Source organism: Roseateles sp. P1_C1_2 (assembly GCF_056406535.1).
Map to the genome: position 1 here is coordinate 40,914 of NZ_JBFUAB010000008.1, position 17,815 is coordinate 58,728.

The 17,815-nt window shown below is 69.1% G+C and carries 16 protein-coding genes; 2 read left to right on the forward strand and 14 right to left on the reverse strand.

Going from position 1 to position 17,815, the window contains the following annotated elements:
- The first annotated feature begins 20 nt into the window (after positions 1–20).
- Positions 21–971, forward strand: a complete 951-nt coding sequence (locus tag AC1D2H_RS09320) for an IS481 family transposase (RefSeq protein ID WP_478010744.1) — start codon at positions 21–23, stop codon at positions 969–971.
- Here the strand turns inward: AC1D2H_RS09320 and AC1D2H_RS09325 are convergent.
- The 10 genes from AC1D2H_RS09325 to AC1D2H_RS09370 are packed head-to-tail and all read right to left on the reverse strand — an operon-like array spanning position 968 to position 10,008.
- The gene (locus AC1D2H_RS09325; RefSeq protein ID WP_478010745.1) at positions 968–1,642 is read right to left on the reverse strand and encodes a hypothetical protein; all 675 of its coding nucleotides are present in this window, start codon (positions 1,640–1,642) and stop codon (positions 968–970) included. The two genes, AC1D2H_RS09320 and AC1D2H_RS09325, sit on opposite strands and share 4 nt — an antisense overlap.
- Before the next feature lie 4 nt (positions 1,643–1,646).
- Positions 1,647–2,996 carry a hypothetical protein gene (locus tag AC1D2H_RS09330; RefSeq protein ID WP_478010746.1) on the reverse strand — a complete coding sequence of 450 codons (1,350 nt, stop codon included), beginning with the start codon at positions 2,994–2,996 and terminating at the stop codon, positions 1,647–1,649.
- A complete protein-coding gene (locus AC1D2H_RS09335; protein ID WP_478010747.1) occupies positions 2,993–3,724 on the reverse strand; it encodes a class I SAM-dependent methyltransferase in 732 nt (243 codons plus the stop codon). The genes AC1D2H_RS09330 and AC1D2H_RS09335 overlap by 4 nt, the downstream gene beginning before the upstream one ends.
- The gene (locus tag AC1D2H_RS09340) at positions 3,721–4,134 is read right to left on the reverse strand and encodes a VOC family protein (protein ID WP_477933920.1); all 414 of its coding nucleotides are present in this window, start codon (positions 4,132–4,134) and stop codon (positions 3,721–3,723) included. Before AC1D2H_RS09340 ends, AC1D2H_RS09335 begins: the two co-directional genes overlap by 4 nt.
- The gene (locus AC1D2H_RS09345) at positions 4,124–4,705 is read right to left on the reverse strand and encodes a GNAT family N-acetyltransferase (protein ID WP_478010748.1); all 582 of its coding nucleotides are present in this window, start codon (positions 4,703–4,705) and stop codon (positions 4,124–4,126) included. The genes AC1D2H_RS09340 and AC1D2H_RS09345 overlap by 11 nt, the downstream gene beginning before the upstream one ends.
- Entirely contained in the window at positions 4,695–4,916 is a 222-nt protein-coding gene (locus AC1D2H_RS09350) for an acyl carrier protein (protein WP_477933916.1), read from the reverse strand. Before AC1D2H_RS09350 ends, AC1D2H_RS09345 begins: the two co-directional genes overlap by 11 nt.
- Positions 4,913–6,502 (reverse strand): HAD-IIIC family phosphatase, encoded by a 1,590-nt coding sequence (locus AC1D2H_RS09355; RefSeq protein WP_478010749.1) that lies wholly within the window; start codon positions 6,500–6,502, stop codon positions 4,913–4,915. The genes AC1D2H_RS09350 and AC1D2H_RS09355 overlap by 4 nt, the downstream gene beginning before the upstream one ends.
- Positions 6,499–7,596, reverse strand: a complete 1,098-nt coding sequence (locus tag AC1D2H_RS09360; protein WP_478010750.1) for a DegT/DnrJ/EryC1/StrS family aminotransferase — start codon at positions 7,594–7,596, stop codon at positions 6,499–6,501. The genes AC1D2H_RS09355 and AC1D2H_RS09360 overlap by 4 nt, the downstream gene beginning before the upstream one ends.
- Positions 7,593–8,546 carry a WxcM-like domain-containing protein gene (locus tag AC1D2H_RS09365; protein ID WP_478010751.1) on the reverse strand — a complete coding sequence of 318 codons (954 nt, stop codon included), beginning with the start codon at positions 8,544–8,546 and terminating at the stop codon, positions 7,593–7,595. The genes AC1D2H_RS09360 and AC1D2H_RS09365 overlap by 4 nt, the downstream gene beginning before the upstream one ends.
- A 37-nt stretch (positions 8,547–8,583) precedes the next feature.
- Entirely contained in the window at positions 8,584–10,008 is a 1,425-nt protein-coding gene (locus AC1D2H_RS09370; protein WP_478010752.1) for a TolC family protein, read from the reverse strand.
- Between the two features lie 229 nt (positions 10,009–10,237).
- Between AC1D2H_RS09370 and AC1D2H_RS09375 the strand changes: the two genes are divergently transcribed.
- Positions 10,238–11,710: an alpha/beta hydrolase gene (locus AC1D2H_RS09375; protein WP_478010753.1), complete on the forward strand. Its 1,473-nt coding sequence runs from the start codon at positions 10,238–10,240 to the stop codon at positions 11,708–11,710.
- A 39-nt stretch (positions 11,711–11,749) separates the two neighbouring features.
- Here AC1D2H_RS09375 and AC1D2H_RS09380 read toward each other — a convergent pair whose 3' ends face one another.
- The 4 genes from AC1D2H_RS09380 to AC1D2H_RS09395 all read right to left on the reverse strand — a co-directional run bounded on the left by AC1D2H_RS09380 (position 11,750) and on the right by AC1D2H_RS09395 (position 17,809).
- Entirely contained in the window at positions 11,750–12,952 is a 1,203-nt protein-coding gene (locus AC1D2H_RS09380; RefSeq protein WP_477933903.1) for an HlyD family type I secretion periplasmic adaptor subunit, read from the reverse strand.
- A complete protein-coding gene (locus AC1D2H_RS09385; RefSeq protein WP_478010754.1) occupies positions 12,949–15,324 on the reverse strand; it encodes a type I secretion system permease/ATPase in 2,376 nt (791 codons plus the stop codon). Before AC1D2H_RS09385 ends, AC1D2H_RS09380 begins: the two co-directional genes overlap by 4 nt.
- Complete coding sequence (locus AC1D2H_RS09390) at positions 15,324–17,174, reverse strand: O-linked N-acetylglucosamine transferase, SPINDLY family protein (protein ID WP_478010755.1); 1,851 nt, start codon at positions 17,172–17,174, stop codon at positions 15,324–15,326. The genes AC1D2H_RS09385 and AC1D2H_RS09390 overlap by 1 nt, the downstream gene beginning before the upstream one ends.
- A 125-nt stretch (positions 17,175–17,299) precedes the next feature.
- Positions 17,300–17,809 (reverse strand): DUF1993 domain-containing protein, encoded by a 510-nt coding sequence (locus tag AC1D2H_RS09395; protein ID WP_478010756.1) that lies wholly within the window; start codon positions 17,807–17,809, stop codon positions 17,300–17,302.
- Positions 17,810–17,815: the final 6 nt, after the last annotated feature.

Consider the following 17,815-nt stretch of genomic DNA (forward strand, 5'->3'; position numbering starts at 1 on the left):
AACTTCAAAGCCGGAGCCGGATGAACATCCATAAGAATGCCCGATTGACGTACCTTGGCCGTCTGAAGATGGTTCAAGACATCGCAGAGCGTGGTTTGTCCGCCTCACAGGCGGCGATCAACCACGGTGTCAGCGCCGTTACCGCGCGCAAGTGGCACGCGCGCTACCTGGCCGGTGGCGCCCAGGCTTTACTGGACAAGTCTTCGCGCCCAGCGCGCTCGCCTCGCGCCATCACGCCGGCCGTAGCCAACACCATCGTCGAGCTGCGCCGCAAGCTGTTCCTGCAGTCCAACATCGCGTCCTACATGGGCGTATCCAAGGCGACGGTCAGCCGCGTGCTCAAGCGCGAAGGGCTGTCTCGGCTGAGCGATCTGCGTCCCGTTGAGCCGGTGCAGCGCTACGAGCGCGAAGTGCCGGGAGAGCTGCTGCACATCGACATCAAGAAGCTCGGACGCTTCGACGGTGCGGGCCATCGCGTCACCGGCGATCGAAGCCACCGAACGCGCCATGTGGGCTGGGACTTCGTCTTCGTTGCCGTGGACGACCACAGCCGCATCGCGTTCACGCAGATTCACCCAGACGAGCGCAAGGAGAGCGCAGTCAGCTTCCTGCGGGCTGCCATAGGCCACTTTGCCGCGCTGCGTGTGCCGGTGCAGCGCGTGATCACGGACAACGGGCCGGCCTTCCACTCCATAGCCTTCGCCGAGACTTGCTTGGAGAACGGCATCGCGCAGAAGTTCACGCGTGCATTCCGACCCCAGACCAATGGCAAGGCCGAGCGGTTCATCCAGTCGGCCTTGCGCGAGTGGGCCTACGGGCGACCGTACAGCAACTCCGAGGCCCGTTGCCAAGCCTTGCCGGTCTGGACTCACTTCTACAACTGGCACCGCCGTCATCACGGCATCGGATGCCTGCCACCCATCTCCAGGCTCCATGCTTCGCGCAAGAACCTATTGAGACTCCACAGCTAGTCGCCCCACTTGCCGACGTATTTCTTGTAGTTCTCTATCCAGCCGTTCGAGCCGAAGCCACCCTCGCTCTGGTGGGTGATGGCGATGGGCCAGGTGGCCAGGCGCAGGCCGGCGGCGCGGGCGCTGCGGCAGAAGTCCATGTCGTAGAAATGGAAGTCGAAGCGCTCGTCGAAGCCCACCTGTCTGGCGCGCAGCGTGTCGCGCCTGGCGGCCAGCAGCACGCCGTCAAGCAGTTCGCACTCGGCGGGCACGGGCCCGAAGGCCGAGATCTGGCCGAAGGGCGACGGGCCGTGAGAGACGACGCCGCTGAGGTTGGCACGGTCGTCCCACTCGAACTGGGTGGTCGGGAAGGCCCAGGACGGCTGCATCGGCGCGCGGCGCTTGTTGCCGGCCACGCCGATGACGTCGAAGGCGTGCACGGCCGCCATCACATGCTCGTAGAAGAAATAGTCGTCCAGCCAGACGTCGTCGTGGATGAAGGCCAGCACCGGCGCGGCATCGGGCGCGGCGATGCGTTCGTTGTAGAGGATGGGCAGGCCGCGGCGATTCTCGAAATAGACGCGCGGCAGCAGCCGGTCGTCGTGCGCCATGCGGCGCAGCGACAGGCCCAGGGCGGACTTGTTCCAGAACTCCGCTTCGGTGGCGCGCGTGGCGCAAACAAGGTCGATCACGCGCTCACCTCAGATAGAGGGCCAGCGTGTCCACCGGCGGGTGCTGCACCGGCGGGCAGGCCGCCGTGCGGCGCGGATTGGCCAGCGCATAGGCCAGCTCGCGCGGATGGTGCCACTGCTCGTAGAAACTGCGTGAAGCGCGGGCCTGATCGGCGAGCAATTCGGGCGTCAGGCCGCGCAGCACGCGGATGAGGTCGTCCGGCGTTTCCCACCACAGCGCGCTGTCGTAGATCAGATCGCGCGTCGAGTGGTGCTTGGACAGGCTGCTCTGCTGCATCAGCACCGGCAGGCCGGCGCCCTGGGTCTCCACGAGGCCCTTGCCGCCCTGGATAGGGAAGGAGGAGATGCACAGGTCCACGCGGCTGTCGCGCAGCCAGCCCCACAGGCTGGGCACGGGCGGCTGGTGGATGAAGCGCTCCTGGGCAATACCCGCCTCGCCCAGCCTGGCGCGGAAGGCCGCGAGCACGTCGTCGGGCAGCGAGCCCACATGCACATGCGTGCCGCCCACCTCGGCCAGGCGGCGCAGCATGACGTCGAAGTAGTCGTAGCGGCCGGGCGACATGAACTTGCCGGACGAACCATGCGAGCAGGTCGTCGGCTGGCCGTCTACCAAGAAGCCATGCGCCGCGCGCGCGCCCAGGTCGGGCGACACCAGCGGCCAGTAGACCGGCTTGTGCACGCCCAGGTAGTGCTGGCACTTGTGGTGGGACAGGTTGGTGCAGTCCACATGCAGGGCATGCGGCAGGAAGACGCCCAGCGCCATGTCGTGGTCGGCATGGTGGAAATAGGCCGTCTCACGCGCCACGCCGGGCTGGGCCGCGCCGATGGCCGCCGTGTCGTAGTGGTGGTTGAACAGCGTCAGCAGGCCAGGCTTGAGCGTGGCCAGCTGCAGCTGCAGCCAACCCATCTTGTCCTGCAGCGGCAGCTTGGGCGCCAGCACGATCTGCACCGGCCGCTCGAGGTCGCGGTTGAAGCGCTCCAGCGGCAGCGTGCGGTCATGCAGATTGGTGACGACGACGACATGGGTCAGGTCGGGCCGCGCACGGATCACATCCTTCAGCGCCAGCGAGTGGCCGCCTTGGCCRTCGTAGAGCTCCGTGGCGACATGCACGGCGACATGRTCGTTGTAGTCGGTCGGCGTCTGGATGCCCAGATGGCGCGCCGACATCGCACCCGCCGCCAGGCAGAAGCGGTCCAGTTCGGCCGAGCCGAACACCAGGCCCTTGGCGCGCGGGTCGTTGACGACGGCGATGACGATGTTGGTGATCTCCAGCATCATGGCCGGCCACTCGCCAGCGGCCTGGTGGGCCTCCAGCCGCCGCACCAGTTCGAGGAAGTTGGGGCTGCTGCTCATGTGCGGGGGCGGGCGACGAGGCCGATATTGGCCAGCAGCCGCGGCGGCAGTTGGTCGGAGATCTGCGTCAGCGAGCGGATCAGCTCGGGCTTCCACGTCGTCATCATGCCGTTGGGCACGGTCTTCACGAAATAGCCGAACTGCTCGACGACCTCGAAGCCGGCCTGCTCGAACAGCGCGATGAAGCCCGCCAGGTTGTAGACCCGCTGGTGGCCGACGAGATGGTCGCGCGGCGACAGCGAATCCAGCTGGGGCTGCAGGCCCATCATGACGGCGAGCTGGCGGTGCAGGGACTCGGCATTGGGTACGACGGCGATGACCTGGCCGCCCGGCGCCAGCCAGTCGTGCATCTTCTCGACGACGGCGGCGTCCTCGACGACATGCTCGAGCACATGCAGGGCCAGCACGCGATCAAAACGCTGCTTGGGCGTGAAGCGCTCGAAATAGCTGCAATGCACCGGCAGGCCCGCACCGAAGCGCGCGCGGGCGTCGTCGCACAGCGCGCTGGAGCCTTCCACCAGCTCGACGTCATAGCCGGCCTCCAGCAGCGGCCCGGTGATGGTGCCTTCGCCGAAGCCCATCTCCAGCACGCGGCGCGGCGCCGCGCCGATGCGGGCGAGCAGACTGGGCAGCTGGGTCGCGTGGATCAGCGGCTCGATGAAGCCCTCGCCCGTCGAGTCGGTCAGATAGGCCTTCTGGGCGATGGCATTGAGGTCGGGTTGAGTCATTTCTCGATGAACTCCAGCATGAAGCCAGTGCGCAGCATCACGAAGGCGATGTGGCGCCCGCCGAAGGCCACGGCCGGCACGGGCTGGACCGTCGTGACGGCGCGCTGCGTGCGCGCCCAGGCCAGGGCCTGCGCCATGTCGGGCACCACGTAGGCGAAGTGGTAGATGCGCGTGCCCTGCTCCAGCCAGGGCTTGAGCGTCGTGCTGCCGGGCAGGTTCTGCAGCAGCTCGACACGGGGCCCGGCGCCGGTCAGGAAGACGCCGCTGATGCCTTGCACCGGGTCTTCGAAGGCCTCGCCTTCGACGGCATAGCCCAGGCGCTCGAACTGCGCCTGATCCTTGGCCAGGTCGGCGCAGGCGTAACCCAGGTGGTGGAAATCGAAGCCTTGCGGCAATGCGTCAGGCGCCACGCTGCAACCTCCGGGCCGTGAGCTGGGCCAGCTGCGAAAGGCGCGCGTCGACGGCGCCCCAGGCCTCGCGCCTCAGGCGGTGCTCGACGGCATCCCGGCGCTCGCCGCGCAGCTCGACATGGCCAGGCAGCAGGCGCCGCTCGGCGATACCGCAGGAATCGTGGAAGGACACGACACGCTCGTTGGCCGCCAGCGTGCGGCAGCAGACGGCGTCCAGGTCCAGCAGCTCGAAGGCGCAGCGGTAGATCAGCGCCGCGCTCTCGACCGCGGCCAGCGAGCCGGGCTTCAGCAGCCAACGGCCCCATTCGGCCTCGCCGCCCTCGACGTCATAGACGCCGATCAGCCCCTCGGCGGCGCCCGTCGACAGCCGCTCGATGACGAAGTAGTAGTCGCCCGGCCGCTCGTAGTAGCGCGCCAGCCAGTCCAGCTGGTCGGCCACGTGGGGCGACGTCGGGTTCAGCCAGCGGCCCAGCTCGGGGTCGCTGCGCAGGCCGACGATGAATTCCGCATCGTCGTCGCGCACCGGCCGCAGGCCGAAGGCCGCGCCTCTGAGATTCAGCTCATGGCGCACGCTTGGCCTCGATGGCCGCGACGATGCGCGCGACGCTGTTCAACTCGCTCAGCTCGGCCTCGTCGAACTGCACGCCGGTGGCGTCCTCCACAGCGAAGATGACCTCGATGTGGCGCAGCGAGTCCCATTGCGGCGTGTTGTGCACGGACGTGTCGGCATTGACCTCGGTCTTGAGCACGACGCGCAGGGCGTCGAGGACGGTGTTGATCACGGAACGATTCTCTCGATGTGGACGCCGTCGGGCGGCGCGAAGGATTGGACACGCTCGGCCGGCCATTCTGTGGCCTCGCCCAGCCACTGGCGAGCGGGTTGGTTGCGCGGGCCTTCGGTGACCTGGAAACGCACGGCGCCGACGGGCAGGCATTGCAGCGCACCGATGACGATGCTGTCCTCCAGGCGCCGGCCCATGGCGCGGCAAGAGATCAGCAACTCGTCGACGACGATGCCGTCGCTGCCGGTGTGCGCCGCCAGCAAGCCGATGACGCCGCTGTCGGAGAAGCGGTCGGCCAATTCGATGGTGACGATGGCGCCCGCTGGGTCATTCAGCCGCGCGGCGTAGTCAGCCTCGCCCAGCCGCGCCAGCGCGAGGTTGAACTGGTTGGTCTTGCCGCTCATCTCGGCCATGCGGGCGAGCTGGGCGCGGTCGTTCAGCGAGAAGCGCAGCTTCACGCCCAGGGACTTGAAATAGGCCTCGGGGTCGGCCGATGCCAGTTCGGCGCGCTGGCTGTTGGCGCGCTGGTCGTCGACGCGCTTGGCGTCCTCGGCGCTGACCCGCCAGCGCCACAGCGCCGGAAGATGGCCCAGCACGCGGCTGGTCAGCGCGGCGTCGGCATGGGCGAAGACGCTGCGCAGCGTCGGCAGGCGCGCGGCCACCTGGGCCAGCTCGCCGGGGTTGTCGTCGACGAAGGCGACGGCCGACACGTCGATGTTGAGGGCCTGCGCCACGCGCTGCAGCGCCTCGGCCTTGTCGCCCCAGGAGACCTCGGTGACCGAGAAGTCGTCCCAGCGCAGCGGGAAGTCGGCGCGCGCCTCGAACAGTGCCTTCACGTCGGCATGCTCGTTGCGCGACACCAGGGCGATGAAGATGCCGCGCTCGCGCAAGGCCTTGATCTGGCGTTGCAACTCGGCGTGGCCCGGCGTCAGCAGCACGCCGTCGGGGCCGTCCTCGCCCAGCACGCCGGCATACAGCGTGTGGTCAAGATCGACCGCCACGGCCTTGACCGGGGGCAGCAGCAGGGCCGGCAGCCAGCGGCAGGCCAGCTCGCGCGCGATGACGGACTGGGCCGCGGCGGACAGCGGCGAGCCGGCCACCTTGGCCAGGCGCGCATCCAGCAGCGGCACGCCGGCGGCTTCGCAGACGGCGGCCAGGTCGGCGGCCTGCACATCCGGGCCTGAGGCCTCGACGGGCGCGGTGGCCAGCACGAGGATGGGCGCGCGGCTGATGGCGCGCAAAGCGGCGATGCGGCCGTTCAGCCAGCCCGCATCGGCCGGCAGGCGCGACGCGTCCAACCACAGCAGCTCCAGCTCGGCCGGCGCATGCTCGGCGAAGGAGAGGCTGTCGTCATAGCCGGACAGCCAGGGGTCCAGCGCCAGGTCGGCCCAGTCCAGATAGGGCTTGGCCAGCGTCAGCAGCGTCTCGATGGCGTGGTTGCGCCAGATGTTGATGCGGCGCGACTGGCCTTGAGCCGGGTCCAGCGCCAGGCCGAGGAGGTCCAGCCGGCTGGGCCGCGGCGCGAACAGCGTCTCCTGCGCGGCCATGCGGCGCAGGCTGTGCTCCAGCGCGGGCGATGCGCTCACGCGCAGCCCTTGACCGCCGCGACGACGGCGGCTATCTGCGCCTCGCTCATGCCGGGCCACAGCGGCAGGCTCAGCACCTCGCGGTGGATGGCCTCGGAGACGGGGAAGTCGCCCTTGCCCCTGCCCAGCTCGGCATAGGCGGGTTGCAGATGCGGCGGCACGGGGTAATGGATCAGCGTGCCGATGCCGCGCTCGGACAGCGCGGCCTGCAGGCGGTCGCGGGCTTCATGGCGGATGACGAAGAGATGCCAGGCCGGGTCGGCCTGCGCCGGCACGAAGGGCAGCACGACGTTGGCACTGCTCAACCCGTCCAGCAGCTGGGCGGCGATGCGGCGGCGCTCGTTCGTCAGCGCGTCCAGCTCGGGCAGCTTGGCGGCGAGCACGGCGGCCTGCATCTCGTCCAGGCGCGAGTTCACGCCCTTGACCTCGTTGTGGTACTTGACCTTGGAGCCGTAGTTGCGCAGCACGCGCACGCGCTCGGCCACGCCGGTGTCGTTCGTCGTCAGGCCGCCGCCGTCGCCCATGGCGCCGAGGTTCTTGCCGGGGTAGAAGCTCCAGGCCGACACATCGGCCGTGCCGCCGACGCGGCGGCCACCCCAGCGCGCGCCAWGGGCCTGGGCGCAGTCGTCCAGCACCTTCAGGCCATGCTTGCCGGCGATGGCGTTGATCGCGTCCATGTCGGCCGGCTGACCGTAGAGGTGGACGGGCAGGATGACACGGGTAGCAGGCGTGATGGCGGCTTCGATGCGGGCCGGGTCGAGGTTGTAGGTGCGCGCATCGGGCTCCACCGGCACCGGCGTCGCACCGCACTGGCTGACGGCCAGCCAGGTCGCGATATAGGTGTTGGACGGCACGATGACCTCGTCGCCCTCCCCCACGCCCAGCGCGCGCAGGCCCAGGTGCAAGGCGTCCAGCCCATTGCCCAGGCCTACCGCATGGGTCGAGCCGCAATAGGCCGCCCATTGCGACTCGAAAGCCTCCAGCTCCTTGCCCATGATGAACCAGCCGCTGCCGGCGACGCGGGACAGCGCCGCGTCGATGGCCGCGCGCGAGGCGGCATAGGTGGGTTGCAGGTCGAGGAAGGGAATCTTCATGCGGGAGTCTTGCCGACGGCGGCGAGGAAGTCGTCGTAGCTGCGGATGTAGTCGTCCGCGTCATAGGTGTCCGAGGCCAGCACCAGCAGCACGGCGTCGGCCGAGAAGCGGTACTGGATGCCCCAGACCATGGGCGGGATGTGCAGGCCGACCTTGGCGCTGTCCAGGCGCAGCTCGTCGCGCTTCTCGCCGTCGTCCAGCACGATGGTGCAGCTGCCCTTCACGCAGACGAGGAACTGGTGGCAGGCCTTGTGGGCATGTTCGCCGCGCACCTCTTCGCTGGGCGCGTCGTAGACGATGAAAAAGCGCTGCGGCGTGAACGGCAGATGGGCGCCGATCTCGCCGAAGCTCAAGGCGCCGCGCAGGTCGACGATCTTGGGCAGGGCATGCAACCTGGCGCCACGCGCCTGCAGGGCCGGCAGTTCGCTGCCCAGGCGCTGGGCGGAAATCGCCGGGCCGCTGACCTGCACCTCCGGCGTGTCGAGATAGCCGGTGATGTGGGCGGGGTTGCCGGCGACGATGGCGCGCGGCGGCACGTCGCGCGTGACGACGGCGCCGTCGCTGACCAGGGCGCCGGGGCCAATGGTGACGCCCGCGCGGATGGTGGCGTTGGCGCCGATGCTGGCACCGGCGCGCACACGCGTCTTCAGCAGCTCGGCGGGCTTGACGCGGCTGCGCGGCGCGGGGTCATTGGAGAAGGCCGCGTTGGGGCCGACGAGGACGTCGTCCTCCAGCGTGACGCCGTCCCACAGGTGCACGCCGCTCTTGAGCGTGACGCGGTCGCCGACGACGACCTCGTTCTCGATGAAGATATGGTCGGCGATGTTGCAGTCGGCACCGATGCGGGCACCCGGCAGCACATGCACGAAGGCCCAGATGCGCGTGCGCGGCCCGATCTGCGTGGATTCGACCAGGGCGTGCGAATGCACGAAGCCGCTGCCTTCCGTCATCGATATGTCTCCCGAACTGTGACGGCTTTCAGTATGCCTAACGCAGCGGCGCGGAAACGCCGCGGCCCATGGACCAGATCAAGGCGACGATCTGCTGGGCGTCGAACATCGCGTTCACATGGGCGACGCGCATCGAGTAGTAGTCGCCCTCGGCGGCCATCACGTCGAACAGCGAGCGGCGGCCGAGCTGCTGCCATTGCTGCAGCGTGGACGCGCGCACGCGGTCGCTGTTGCGCAGGATCTCGACGATGCGCCGCGCGCGGTCCAGCGTGGACGCACCGACCTCGTTCATCTCCAACAGGCGGTAGCGCTTGGCTTCGATGGCCTCGTCGCGCTGCAACACGGTGGCGCGGTAGCGCTGCACGGCGGCGCTGGCCTGGGCCTGGGCGCCGGGCTGCAGGATGGGGATGGTGACGGACACGCCGGCACCGATGTCGTTCGAGCGCGATTCGCCGGGGCCGCTGCGGAACATCGCACTGGCGCTGCTGGTCAGGTTGACGCTGGGCCTCTGGCCGGCGATGACGGACTCGGCAAAGCTGCGCTGCGAGCGCGCCTGGGCCTCGGCCTGGGCGACGTCGGCACCGAGCAGGATGTCGCTCTGCATCTGCTCCAGGTCGGGCATCACCGACAGCTGGGCCGTCATGCCGATGCTGGGCGGCAGCGGCTCGCCCACCAGGCGGCGCATGCGCACCTCGGTCTGGCGCAGTGCCGACATGGTCTGCTCCAGCGACAGGTCGGCCTGCTGCAGGCTCTTCTGCGCCTGCACCAGCTCGCTGGCGCGGCCGCGGTCGGCCTTGGTGATGATCTCCAGCGCATCGACCAGGCAGGCCATCTTGCGCACGTACTGGGTGTAGACCTGGCCCTGCAGCACATAGCGGCTGCGGTCCAGTGCCAGCGTGACGACGTTGAGCGACAACTGCTCCTCGGCGCTGCGCTGGCCTTGGGCCGCGACTTCGGCGAGTTCCTTGCGCCATTCGGTCAGCTTGGCGATGCGGCCGGAGTCCCACACCGGCATGCCGGCCGAGAGCGTCGCACCGGCCTGGCCGCCACGGCCGACCGTCACGCTACCGGCTTTCTGATAGACGCCATTCGTGCTGATGGTGAGGCTGGCCGTCGGCATGCCCAGAGCGCGCGTCTCCTCGAGGTCGGAGCGGGCGGCGTCGGCCAGCAGGCGCACGGCGCCCAGGGCCTTGCTGCGCGACAGCGTCGCGCCGATCAGCGTCTGCAGCGCGGCACGCGGGTCGCCGCTCTGGGTCTCGAGGGCGCTCATGTCGCGGCCCAGGCGTGACAGGCCGGCGTCGTCCTCGTTGCAGCGGCCCTGCGATGCGGGCGCCTCGGCGACCGGGGCGGGTGGCGGCGTGGCCGTCTTGGCTGGGCGCGACTGCGCCAGCGCGAGGGAGCCCGGGATGGCAAGTGTCGCGGCGAAGCCGAGGGCGATGAGGGGACGGAGCGGGTACAGCATGGCTCCGTGACTAGACCATCCGCACCCTCGGTCCAAAGCCTGAAAAAGCGCGGGTGCGGGGGTGGTTTTCGTCGGTGAGGCTGTGGTTTCCACCCGCGCGGCCCGGCCCGTTGACTGCGAGTTAGGGGTGCCGCCGAGTCGCCAACCGGACTGCGCGGGCCACTCGCCTTGCCTACCGTCGCCTCACGGCGCCAACTGTCGAGCGCCGGCATCCATCTGGAGACAATCCATGAATTCGATCCAAAACTGCCCTCGCCCGCGCGTCGTGGGCGCCTGCTTCGCCGCGGCCCTGGCGTTGAGCGCCTGCGGCGGGGGTGGCAGCGACCCCGCCCCGGCACCGGCGCCCGCGCCAGCCCCCATGCCCGAGGACACCCGGCCGCAGGACACGCGCACGTTCACGCCGGCGGTGGAAACCGGCTTCACGGCCCTCGCGGGTGCCGCAGACACCGACCGCTGGGTGGGCGTGCTGAACGGCTCGGCCTATCGCATCGAAGTGCCCAAGACCGGCTGGAACGGACAGCTCGTCATGTGGGCGCACGGCTATGCCGGCACCGGTGCCAGCCTCACGGTCGGCACGCCCATCATGCGGCGCTACCTGATCGCCAACGGCTACGCCTGGGCGGCGTCCAGCTATTCCAAGAATTACTACGACGTGAAGGCCGGCGTGGAGGACACGAACGCGCTCGCCAACAAGTTTGTCTCGCTGGCAGCCGCCAACGGCCGCACGCTGGCCGCGCCGAGCAAGATCTTCATCACCGGCGTCTCGATGGGCGGCCACATCACGGCCGCGGCCATCGAGGCGGAGGCACAGGCCAACGCGGTGAACAAGGTCAAATACAACGGCGCGGTGCCCCTATGCGGCGTGGTGGGCGACAACGAGCTGTTCAACTACTTCGCCGGCTACCAGCTGGCCGCGCAGCAACTGGCCGGGCTCCCGATGAGCAGCTTTCCGCAGGCCGACTTCCCGGCAATAGCCCCGGCCATCCAGGCCACGCTCTGGACCACCTTTCCGACCCAGACCAACGCCATCGGCGACAAGCTCAAGAACATCGTCGCCTACCTCAGCGGCGGGCCACGCCCGTTCTTCGCCGAAGGCTGGGCCAACGCCGGCAACCAGGGCAACATCTGGGCGTCCATTGGCGGCGACGGCACGATCAATGGCATCCTGACCGCCAATGTGCTCGACACCACCGCACTGACCTACAAGGTCGATGCGTCCAGCGCCAGCACCACCGCGCTGGACACGGCCTTCAACAACAGCATCTTCAAGATCAAGCCGACGGCGGATGCCAACCGCCTGCGCCGCGACGGCCTGCGCTGGATTCCGCAGGTGGCCGGCGACTTCAGCGTGCCGGTCGTGACCCTCCACACGCTGGGCGACCTGTTTGTCCCGTTCAAGATGGAGCAGGTCTACGCCGCGCGGGCCAAGGCCAAGGGCAACGACAAATGGCTGGTGCAGCGCGCCATCCGTGACGTGGGCCACTGCGCCTTCACCGCCGCCGAAGCCACCAAGGCTTTCGACGACATGGTCAAGTGGGAGGCCGGCGGGCCCAAGCCGGCGGGTGACGACGTGAGCACGGCGGCCACGGTGGCCCTGCCCAGCTACGGCTGCACGTACACGATCAACACCCCGAGCGCCGAGGACTACACCGCCCCGGCCGGCCGCGCGGCCTTCCAGGCGAACTACCCCGCCTGTCCTTGATGAGCATATGGAGGGTAAAGGCGGTGCCGCCACTAGGCGTCACCGCTCCCGCAGCGCTTCCTGTGACTTCATCATCGGCCGCAGCAGATAGCTCAGCACCGAGCGCTCGCCGGTCTTGATCTCGACCTGCGAGGTCATGCCGGGGATGACGGGCAGCTTCTCGCCCTTGTACTTGAGGTTGTTGCGCTCGGCGGTGACGATGACGCGGTAATGGCCTTCGCCCGATTTGTCGCCCTCGGTGACGGCGTCGGGGCCCATGTAGGTGACCTTGCCTTCCAGGCCGCCATAGGTGTTGAAGTCATAGCCGGCCAGCTTGACCTCGGCCGTCTGGCCCAGGCGGATGAAGCCGATGTCCTTGGGCTTGATCTTGGCCTCCACCAGCACCTTGGGGCCGATGGGCGAGATCTCGAGGATGGGTGCGCCGCTGGCGACCACGCCGCCGATGGTGCCGGCCTTGATGCTCTTGACGACGCCATGTACGGGCGACTTCAGCACGGTGCGCGTCAGCGCGTCCTGGCGCACCACCATCTGTTCGTCGAGCTGGGCCATCTCGCTCTGCACCCGCACCAGTTCCTGGCTGGCCTCCTGGCGGTAGCGCGAGATGCGCTCGGCGCGCTGCTGCTGGATCTCGTTGACCTGGCGGTTCAGGCGCATCACTTCCACGTCGCTCATCAGGCCGCTCCTGGACATGTCCTGGGCCAGCTTGAGTTCCTTGGAGATCAACCCCAGGCTGCGGTTGATGCTGCCGACCGCCTCGTCCAGCAGATGCTTGCGCGCCTCGAAGGACTCGGTCTCGCCCTGGGCATAGCGCGCCTTGGCGTCGACATCGCGCGGCCACTGGATGCTGGCGCGGCCATTGGCCTCGGCCGTCAGGCGCGCGGCGGCGGCCTTCAGGGCCAGCAGCTTGGCCTGGCCTTCGTTCTGCTGGGCCTCGACACGGGTCGGGTCCAGGTCGACAAGCTCCTGGCCGACCTGCACCTCCTGGCCCTCGCGAACTTTCAGCTCGCGCAGGATGCCGGCGTCCAGGCTGGCAATGACCTGCTCGCGCCCGTCCGGCACGATGCGGCCGTCGCTGCGCGTGATCTCGTCCACCTTGGCCAGGGCCGACCAGGTGATGGCCACCGTGACGACGGCGCACAGCAGATAGAGCGCCCAGGTCGCACGCGGCAGGGGCTCGTCGATGTGCGCGGCATGCAGGGCGCTGACGAAGAGGCCCTCTTCCTTGGTCAGGGCCGACGTCATACGGAAGCGGAGCGCTGCACGGGCTGGGCGGACGGGTGCATGTGAACGCCCTCACCGCCCTGGGCGCCGGGCGCCGCGGCCGGGCGCACGCCCGACAGCGCCGCCAGCACCTGGTCGCGCGGGCCGTCCATGACAATGCGGCCGCCGTCGACGACGACGATGCGCTGCACCAGTTCCAGCACCGCCGGGCGGTGGGTCACGACGACGAGGGTGGCCGTGCCGGCCGCATCGCGCAGCTGGCGCAGGAATGCCATCTCGCTCTGGGCGTCCATGGAGCTGGTGGGTTCGTCCATCAGCAGGATCTGCGGCTTGGTGACGAGGGCGCGGGCCAGGGCGACGAGCTGGCGCTGGCCGCCGGACAGCAACTGGCCCATTTCGCCCACCGGCAGGTCCCAGCCCATCGGGTGGCCGGCGACGACGCGATCCAGCCCGGTCAGCTTGGCCACCTCGACGAGGCGGCTGGCGTCCAGGTGGGCGCGGCCCATCATCACGTTGTCGCGCAGCGTGCCGACGAACAGGCGCGGCTCCTGGCTGACGAAACCGACGCGCGAGCGGTACTCCGCCGGGTCGACCTGGCGCAGGTCGATGCCGTCGACCTCGACCATGCCCTCGGACGGCTGGTAGAGGCCACCGAGCATGCGCAGGATGGTGGACTTGCCGCTGCCGATGCGGCCCAGGATGGCGACGCGTTCGCCGGCCTCCAGGCGCATGGTGACGTTGCGCAGCACCTTGGGCGAGGCCGCGTCGCCCGCCGGCTGGTGGCCGGGCTGGGGCTGGGGCGGGTAGCTGAAGCCGACGTCGTGCAGGCCGACCTTGCCGCTGACCTGGGACAGCGGCACATAGTTGCGGCTGCTGTCGCGCTCGACCGGCGCATTCATCATCTGGTTCAGCGCCAGCATGGCCGCCCGGGCGCCCTGGTAGCGCGTCGCCAGGCTGACGAGGCTGCCCAGCGGCGCGATGGCGCGGCTGGCGAACATCACCGAGCCGATCAGCGCGCCGGCCGAGATGACGCCGTCATGGATCAGGTAGACGCCCCAGACGAGGATGATGAGGTTGACCGCCTGCTGCAGCGTGCTGGAGAGGTTCATGCTCCAGCTGGACAGCGCGCGCGAAGTCAGGGCGGTGTCGGCCACGATGGCGGTGGTGCGCTCGTAGCGGCGCAGGAAGCGGCCTTCGGCGCCCGAGGTCTTCAGGTCTTCCAGCCCCTCGAGGGATTCGACGAGGGTGCCATGCAGGTCGGCCGTCTCCTGCATATTGGTGCTCATGGCCCGGCGCAGCGCGCCCTGGATGGCCCAGGACAGGCCCATGATGACGGGCACGGCCAGCACCAGCACCCAGCCCAGCGGCCCGCCGATGACAAAGGTCATGCCGATGAAGATGACCAGGAAGGGCAGGTCCGACAGCGCCGACAGCGTGGCGCCGGTGAAGAACTCGCGCACCATCTCCACCTGGGCCAGGTGGGCGGCATAGGCGCCGGCCGAAGCGGGCTTGTGCTCCATGCGCACGCCCAGGGTCTGGCGGTAGAGCTTGGCGCCGATGACGAGGTCGGCCTTGCGGCCGGCCAGGTCGATGAGGTGGGAACGCAGCTGGCGTGCGAACAGGTCGAACACCAGGGCCACCGAGGCGCCGACCGTCAGCGTCCACAGCGTGACCATGGCCTGGTGGGGAATGACCTTGTCGTAGATGACCGAGGTGACCAGGCCCGACACCAGCATCAGCACGTTGGACAGCAGGGCCGCCAGCATGGAGGCGCGGTAGTAGGGCGTGAAACGCTTCAGCGTGCCCCACAGCCAGTGCGACGCCAGGCCCTTGTCAGCCAGCTTGAGCAGCGGCGACTCGGCGCGCTGGCCCTGGGCGGCCTCCTGGCGGGACACCGCCAGCATGAAGCCGCTGTACTCGGGCTCCAGCTCGGCCGTCGTGGCCGGCACGGCAGCCGCCTCGGGGCCAGGGAAAACCACCTCGTAGCGGCAGGCACCGGCGGCCACGGTGGCGGGGTCGTCCAGGCGGCGCACCAGCACGCAGGCGTCGCCGCCATTGAGCAGCAGCACGGCCGGCAGCAGCAGTTCGTGGATGTCGTCGATGCTCTTGCGCAGCAGGCCGGCGTTGTAGCCCGCCTCGCGCATGACGCGGATGGCGCTGTCGGGCGCCAGGGCGCCTTCCACCGGCGCACCGGCGCGCAGCGACTCGGGCGAGCGCGGCCGGCCGTGGTGGCGGGTCAGCCACGACAGTGCCTGCAGCAGCGGGTCGCCGGCGGGCTGGTTGGCGAGGTTCTCCAGCGGGTCCGGCGGCGGCGCCGGTTCGCCATTGGCGGCCAGGCGCAGGCCCGGCGCCTGGGGCTGGCCGTCAAAGAAGGGGTCGTGCTGGCGTGACATCAGGTCCTGCTGCGCGCGTCGAGCGCCAGGCGCTCGAATTCACGCTCTATATCGCGCACGATGGCCGGGATGTCAAACAACGGCGAGCTGTGGCCATGCTCGGCCAGGTAACGCTTGTAAGAAGCCGCGCGGGCCGGCTGGTTGCCGATCTGGATGGCGCGCTGCTCGTATTCGTCCAGCGTCGTCGTGATCAGGTCGGGCAGGCCGACGGCCGTCAGCAGGCTGCCGGCCATGCGGGAGATATACGTCCTGCCCGAGCGCGTCAGGATGGGCGTACCCATCCACAGGCAGTCGCTGGCCGTGGTGCCGGCGTTGTAGGGGAAGGTGTCCAGGAACAGGTCGGCCAGCGTGAAGCGGGCCAGGTAGTCGGCCGGCTGGGCGCGCCCCGCGAAGACGAGGCGTTCCGGGGCGATGCCCTCTTCCACCGCGACGCGGGTCAGGTTGGCCTTGGCAAAGGGGTTGTCGGCCAGCAGCCACAGCACGCTGTTCGGCACCTGGCGCAGCACGCGCATCCAGCAGCGCCAGACCTGCTCGCTCATCTTGTGGTTGTTGTTGAAGGCGCAGAAGACGAAGGCGCCTTCCGGCAGCCCCATCTCGGCACGGCTGGGCGCCGGGTTGGCGGCGCGGGTGCGGTCGCTGACCTGGTAGCAGTGCGGCAGGTAGATGGGCTTTTCGGTGTGATACGGCAGCGACTCCGGCGGCATCACGAAGCGGTCGGCCAGGATCCAGTCCACGCCCGGCAGGGCCGAGGTGGCGGGCAGGCCGAGGTAGCTGACCTGGATGGGGGCGCCGCGGTAGGCCAGGATGCCCGGGCGGGCGCCGCTGGTCAGGCCCTGCAGGTCGACCAGCACGTCGATGCCGGCCTCGGCAATCATCTCGGCGGCGCGGCGCTCGGGCACGCCATGCAGCGGGGTGTAGTGGTCCATCGCCGCACGGATGCGGGCGCGCAGCGGCGTACCGTCGTCGCGGCTCCAGCTGAAGGCGTGGATCTCGAACTTGCTCTTGTCGTGCAGCTCGTAGAGCTCCGCCGTCAGCAGGCCGACGGCATGCATGTGCAGGTCGCCCGACAAATAGCCGATCTTGATCTTGCCCTCGCGCTGGCGGCCCTTGTGCAGCGGCGGCTCAGTGACCTTGGTGACCTTCTCCAGCACGAAGCGCTGGGCCGTCAGCAGTTGCAGGGCCGGGTCGTCGCTCTCATCCAGCATGCCGAGCAGCGAGGTGCTCATCAAGAGGTGGTTGTGCGTGACCTCGCCGACGGTCTGGTAGACCGGCCAGGCGCATTGCTTCTGGCGGATGTGCACGTAATGCTGGGCGACGTCGCTCTGGCGCGGGTCGAGCTCCAGCGAGCGGCGCATCAGCGCCTCGGACTCGTCATAGCGCTTTTCCTGCTCCAGCAGGCGGGCGGCGTTGTTGAAGGCATGCAGGCGCAGGGCCAGCGGATCGGCGCCCACGCTTTCGGGTTTTTCGACGTCGTAGACGGTGCGCCATTCGCCCAGGGCCTCTTCCGGGCGGCCCTGGTGCTCGAGCTGGTGGCCGAGGTTCAGGCGCGCCTGGGCAAAGGTCGGCGCCAGCGTCAGGGCCATGCGATAGACGCCTTCGGCGTCGGCATGGCGGCGCATCTCGCCGAGGATGGCGCCCCAGTTGAAGCAGGCCACATGGCGCAGCGGCGAATTCGTAGAGCCCACCCAGCTCTGGTAGAGCAGCGCGGCGGCTTCCAGCGCCCCGGCGGCCTGCAGGCGCGAGGCCGCCTCCATGACCTGGGGCAAGGGCCATTGGCCGCTGCGGGCCAGGGCCAGCCATTGCTCGACGAGGGCAATGCCTTGGGGCTGGGCGGCGGGAGGCGACGACATGTCCATGCGACGGGCGGCTTGAGCGGATGTTCTCTTGATTTTCAAGCCGGACTGCCCCGCCGGGAGCGGGGAATAGGCCGCGGATTGCGCAGCATTTCCCGCCCGGGCGACCTCAAACTGGGGAATTACCCGCCAAGATAGTCCGACTTGCCCAGCGGCACGCCGGCGTGGCGCAGCAGGGCGTAGGTCGTCGTGGCGTGGAAATAGAAGTTCGGCAGGGCGTAATGGCGCAGATAAGTCACGCCGTCGAACCTGAGCGGGTCGCCGGTGCGGCGCGGGATGGTGATCTCCCGGTCCTCGCTGCCGTCGATGGCCGCCGCCGGCACGGACAGCACATAGTCGCGCGTCTTCTTGATGCGCTGGATCAACTCGTCCAGCGAGGCTTCGTTGTCCTCGAACTTGGGAGCATCCTGGCCGGCCAGGCGGGCCACGCAGGCCTTGGCGGCGTCGCTGGCAATCTGGATCTGCTTGGTGAAGGGCAGCATGTCAGGGGCCAGGCGCAGCGTGAGGTAGTTGTCGGCCGGGAACTTGCGAGCCTCGGCATGAGCCTTGGCGGCCTCCAGCCAGTTCAGCATGTTGGACAGCATCTTGGCAAAGGCCGGTGCACTGGCGCTGTGCATGGAAATCGTGGTCATCGGGTG

Coding starts and splice junctions, on each gene's coding strand:
- AC1D2H_RS09320 (WP_478010744.1), top strand. CDS start 21: ATGAACATCCATAAGAATGCCCGATTGACGTACCTTGGCCGTCTGAAG.
- AC1D2H_RS09335 (WP_478010747.1), bottom strand. CDS start 3,724: ATGACTCAACCCGACCTCAATGCCATCGCCCAGAAGGCCTATCTGACC.
- AC1D2H_RS09365 (WP_478010751.1), bottom strand. CDS start 8,546: ATGACGGAAGGCAGCGGCTTCGTGCATTCGCACGCCCTGGTCGAATCC.
- AC1D2H_RS09370 (WP_478010752.1), bottom strand. CDS start 10,008: ATGCTGTACCCGCTCCGTCCCCTCATCGCCCTCGGCTTCGCCGCGACA.
- AC1D2H_RS09375 (WP_478010753.1), top strand. CDS start 10,238: ATGAATTCGATCCAAAACTGCCCTCGCCCGCGCGTCGTGGGCGCCTGC.
- AC1D2H_RS09380 (WP_477933903.1), bottom strand. CDS start 12,952: ATGACGTCGGCCCTGACCAAGGAAGAGGGCCTCTTCGTCAGCGCCCTG.
- AC1D2H_RS09385 (WP_478010754.1), bottom strand. CDS start 15,324: ATGTCACGCCAGCACGACCCCTTCTTTGACGGCCAGCCCCAGGCGCCG.
- AC1D2H_RS09390 (WP_478010755.1), bottom strand. CDS start 17,174: ATGTCGTCGCCTCCCGCCGCCCAGCCCCAAGGCATTGCCCTCGTCGAG.
- AC1D2H_RS09395 (WP_478010756.1), bottom strand. CDS start 17,809: ATGACCACGATTTCCATGCACAGCGCCAGTGCACCGGCCTTTGCCAAG.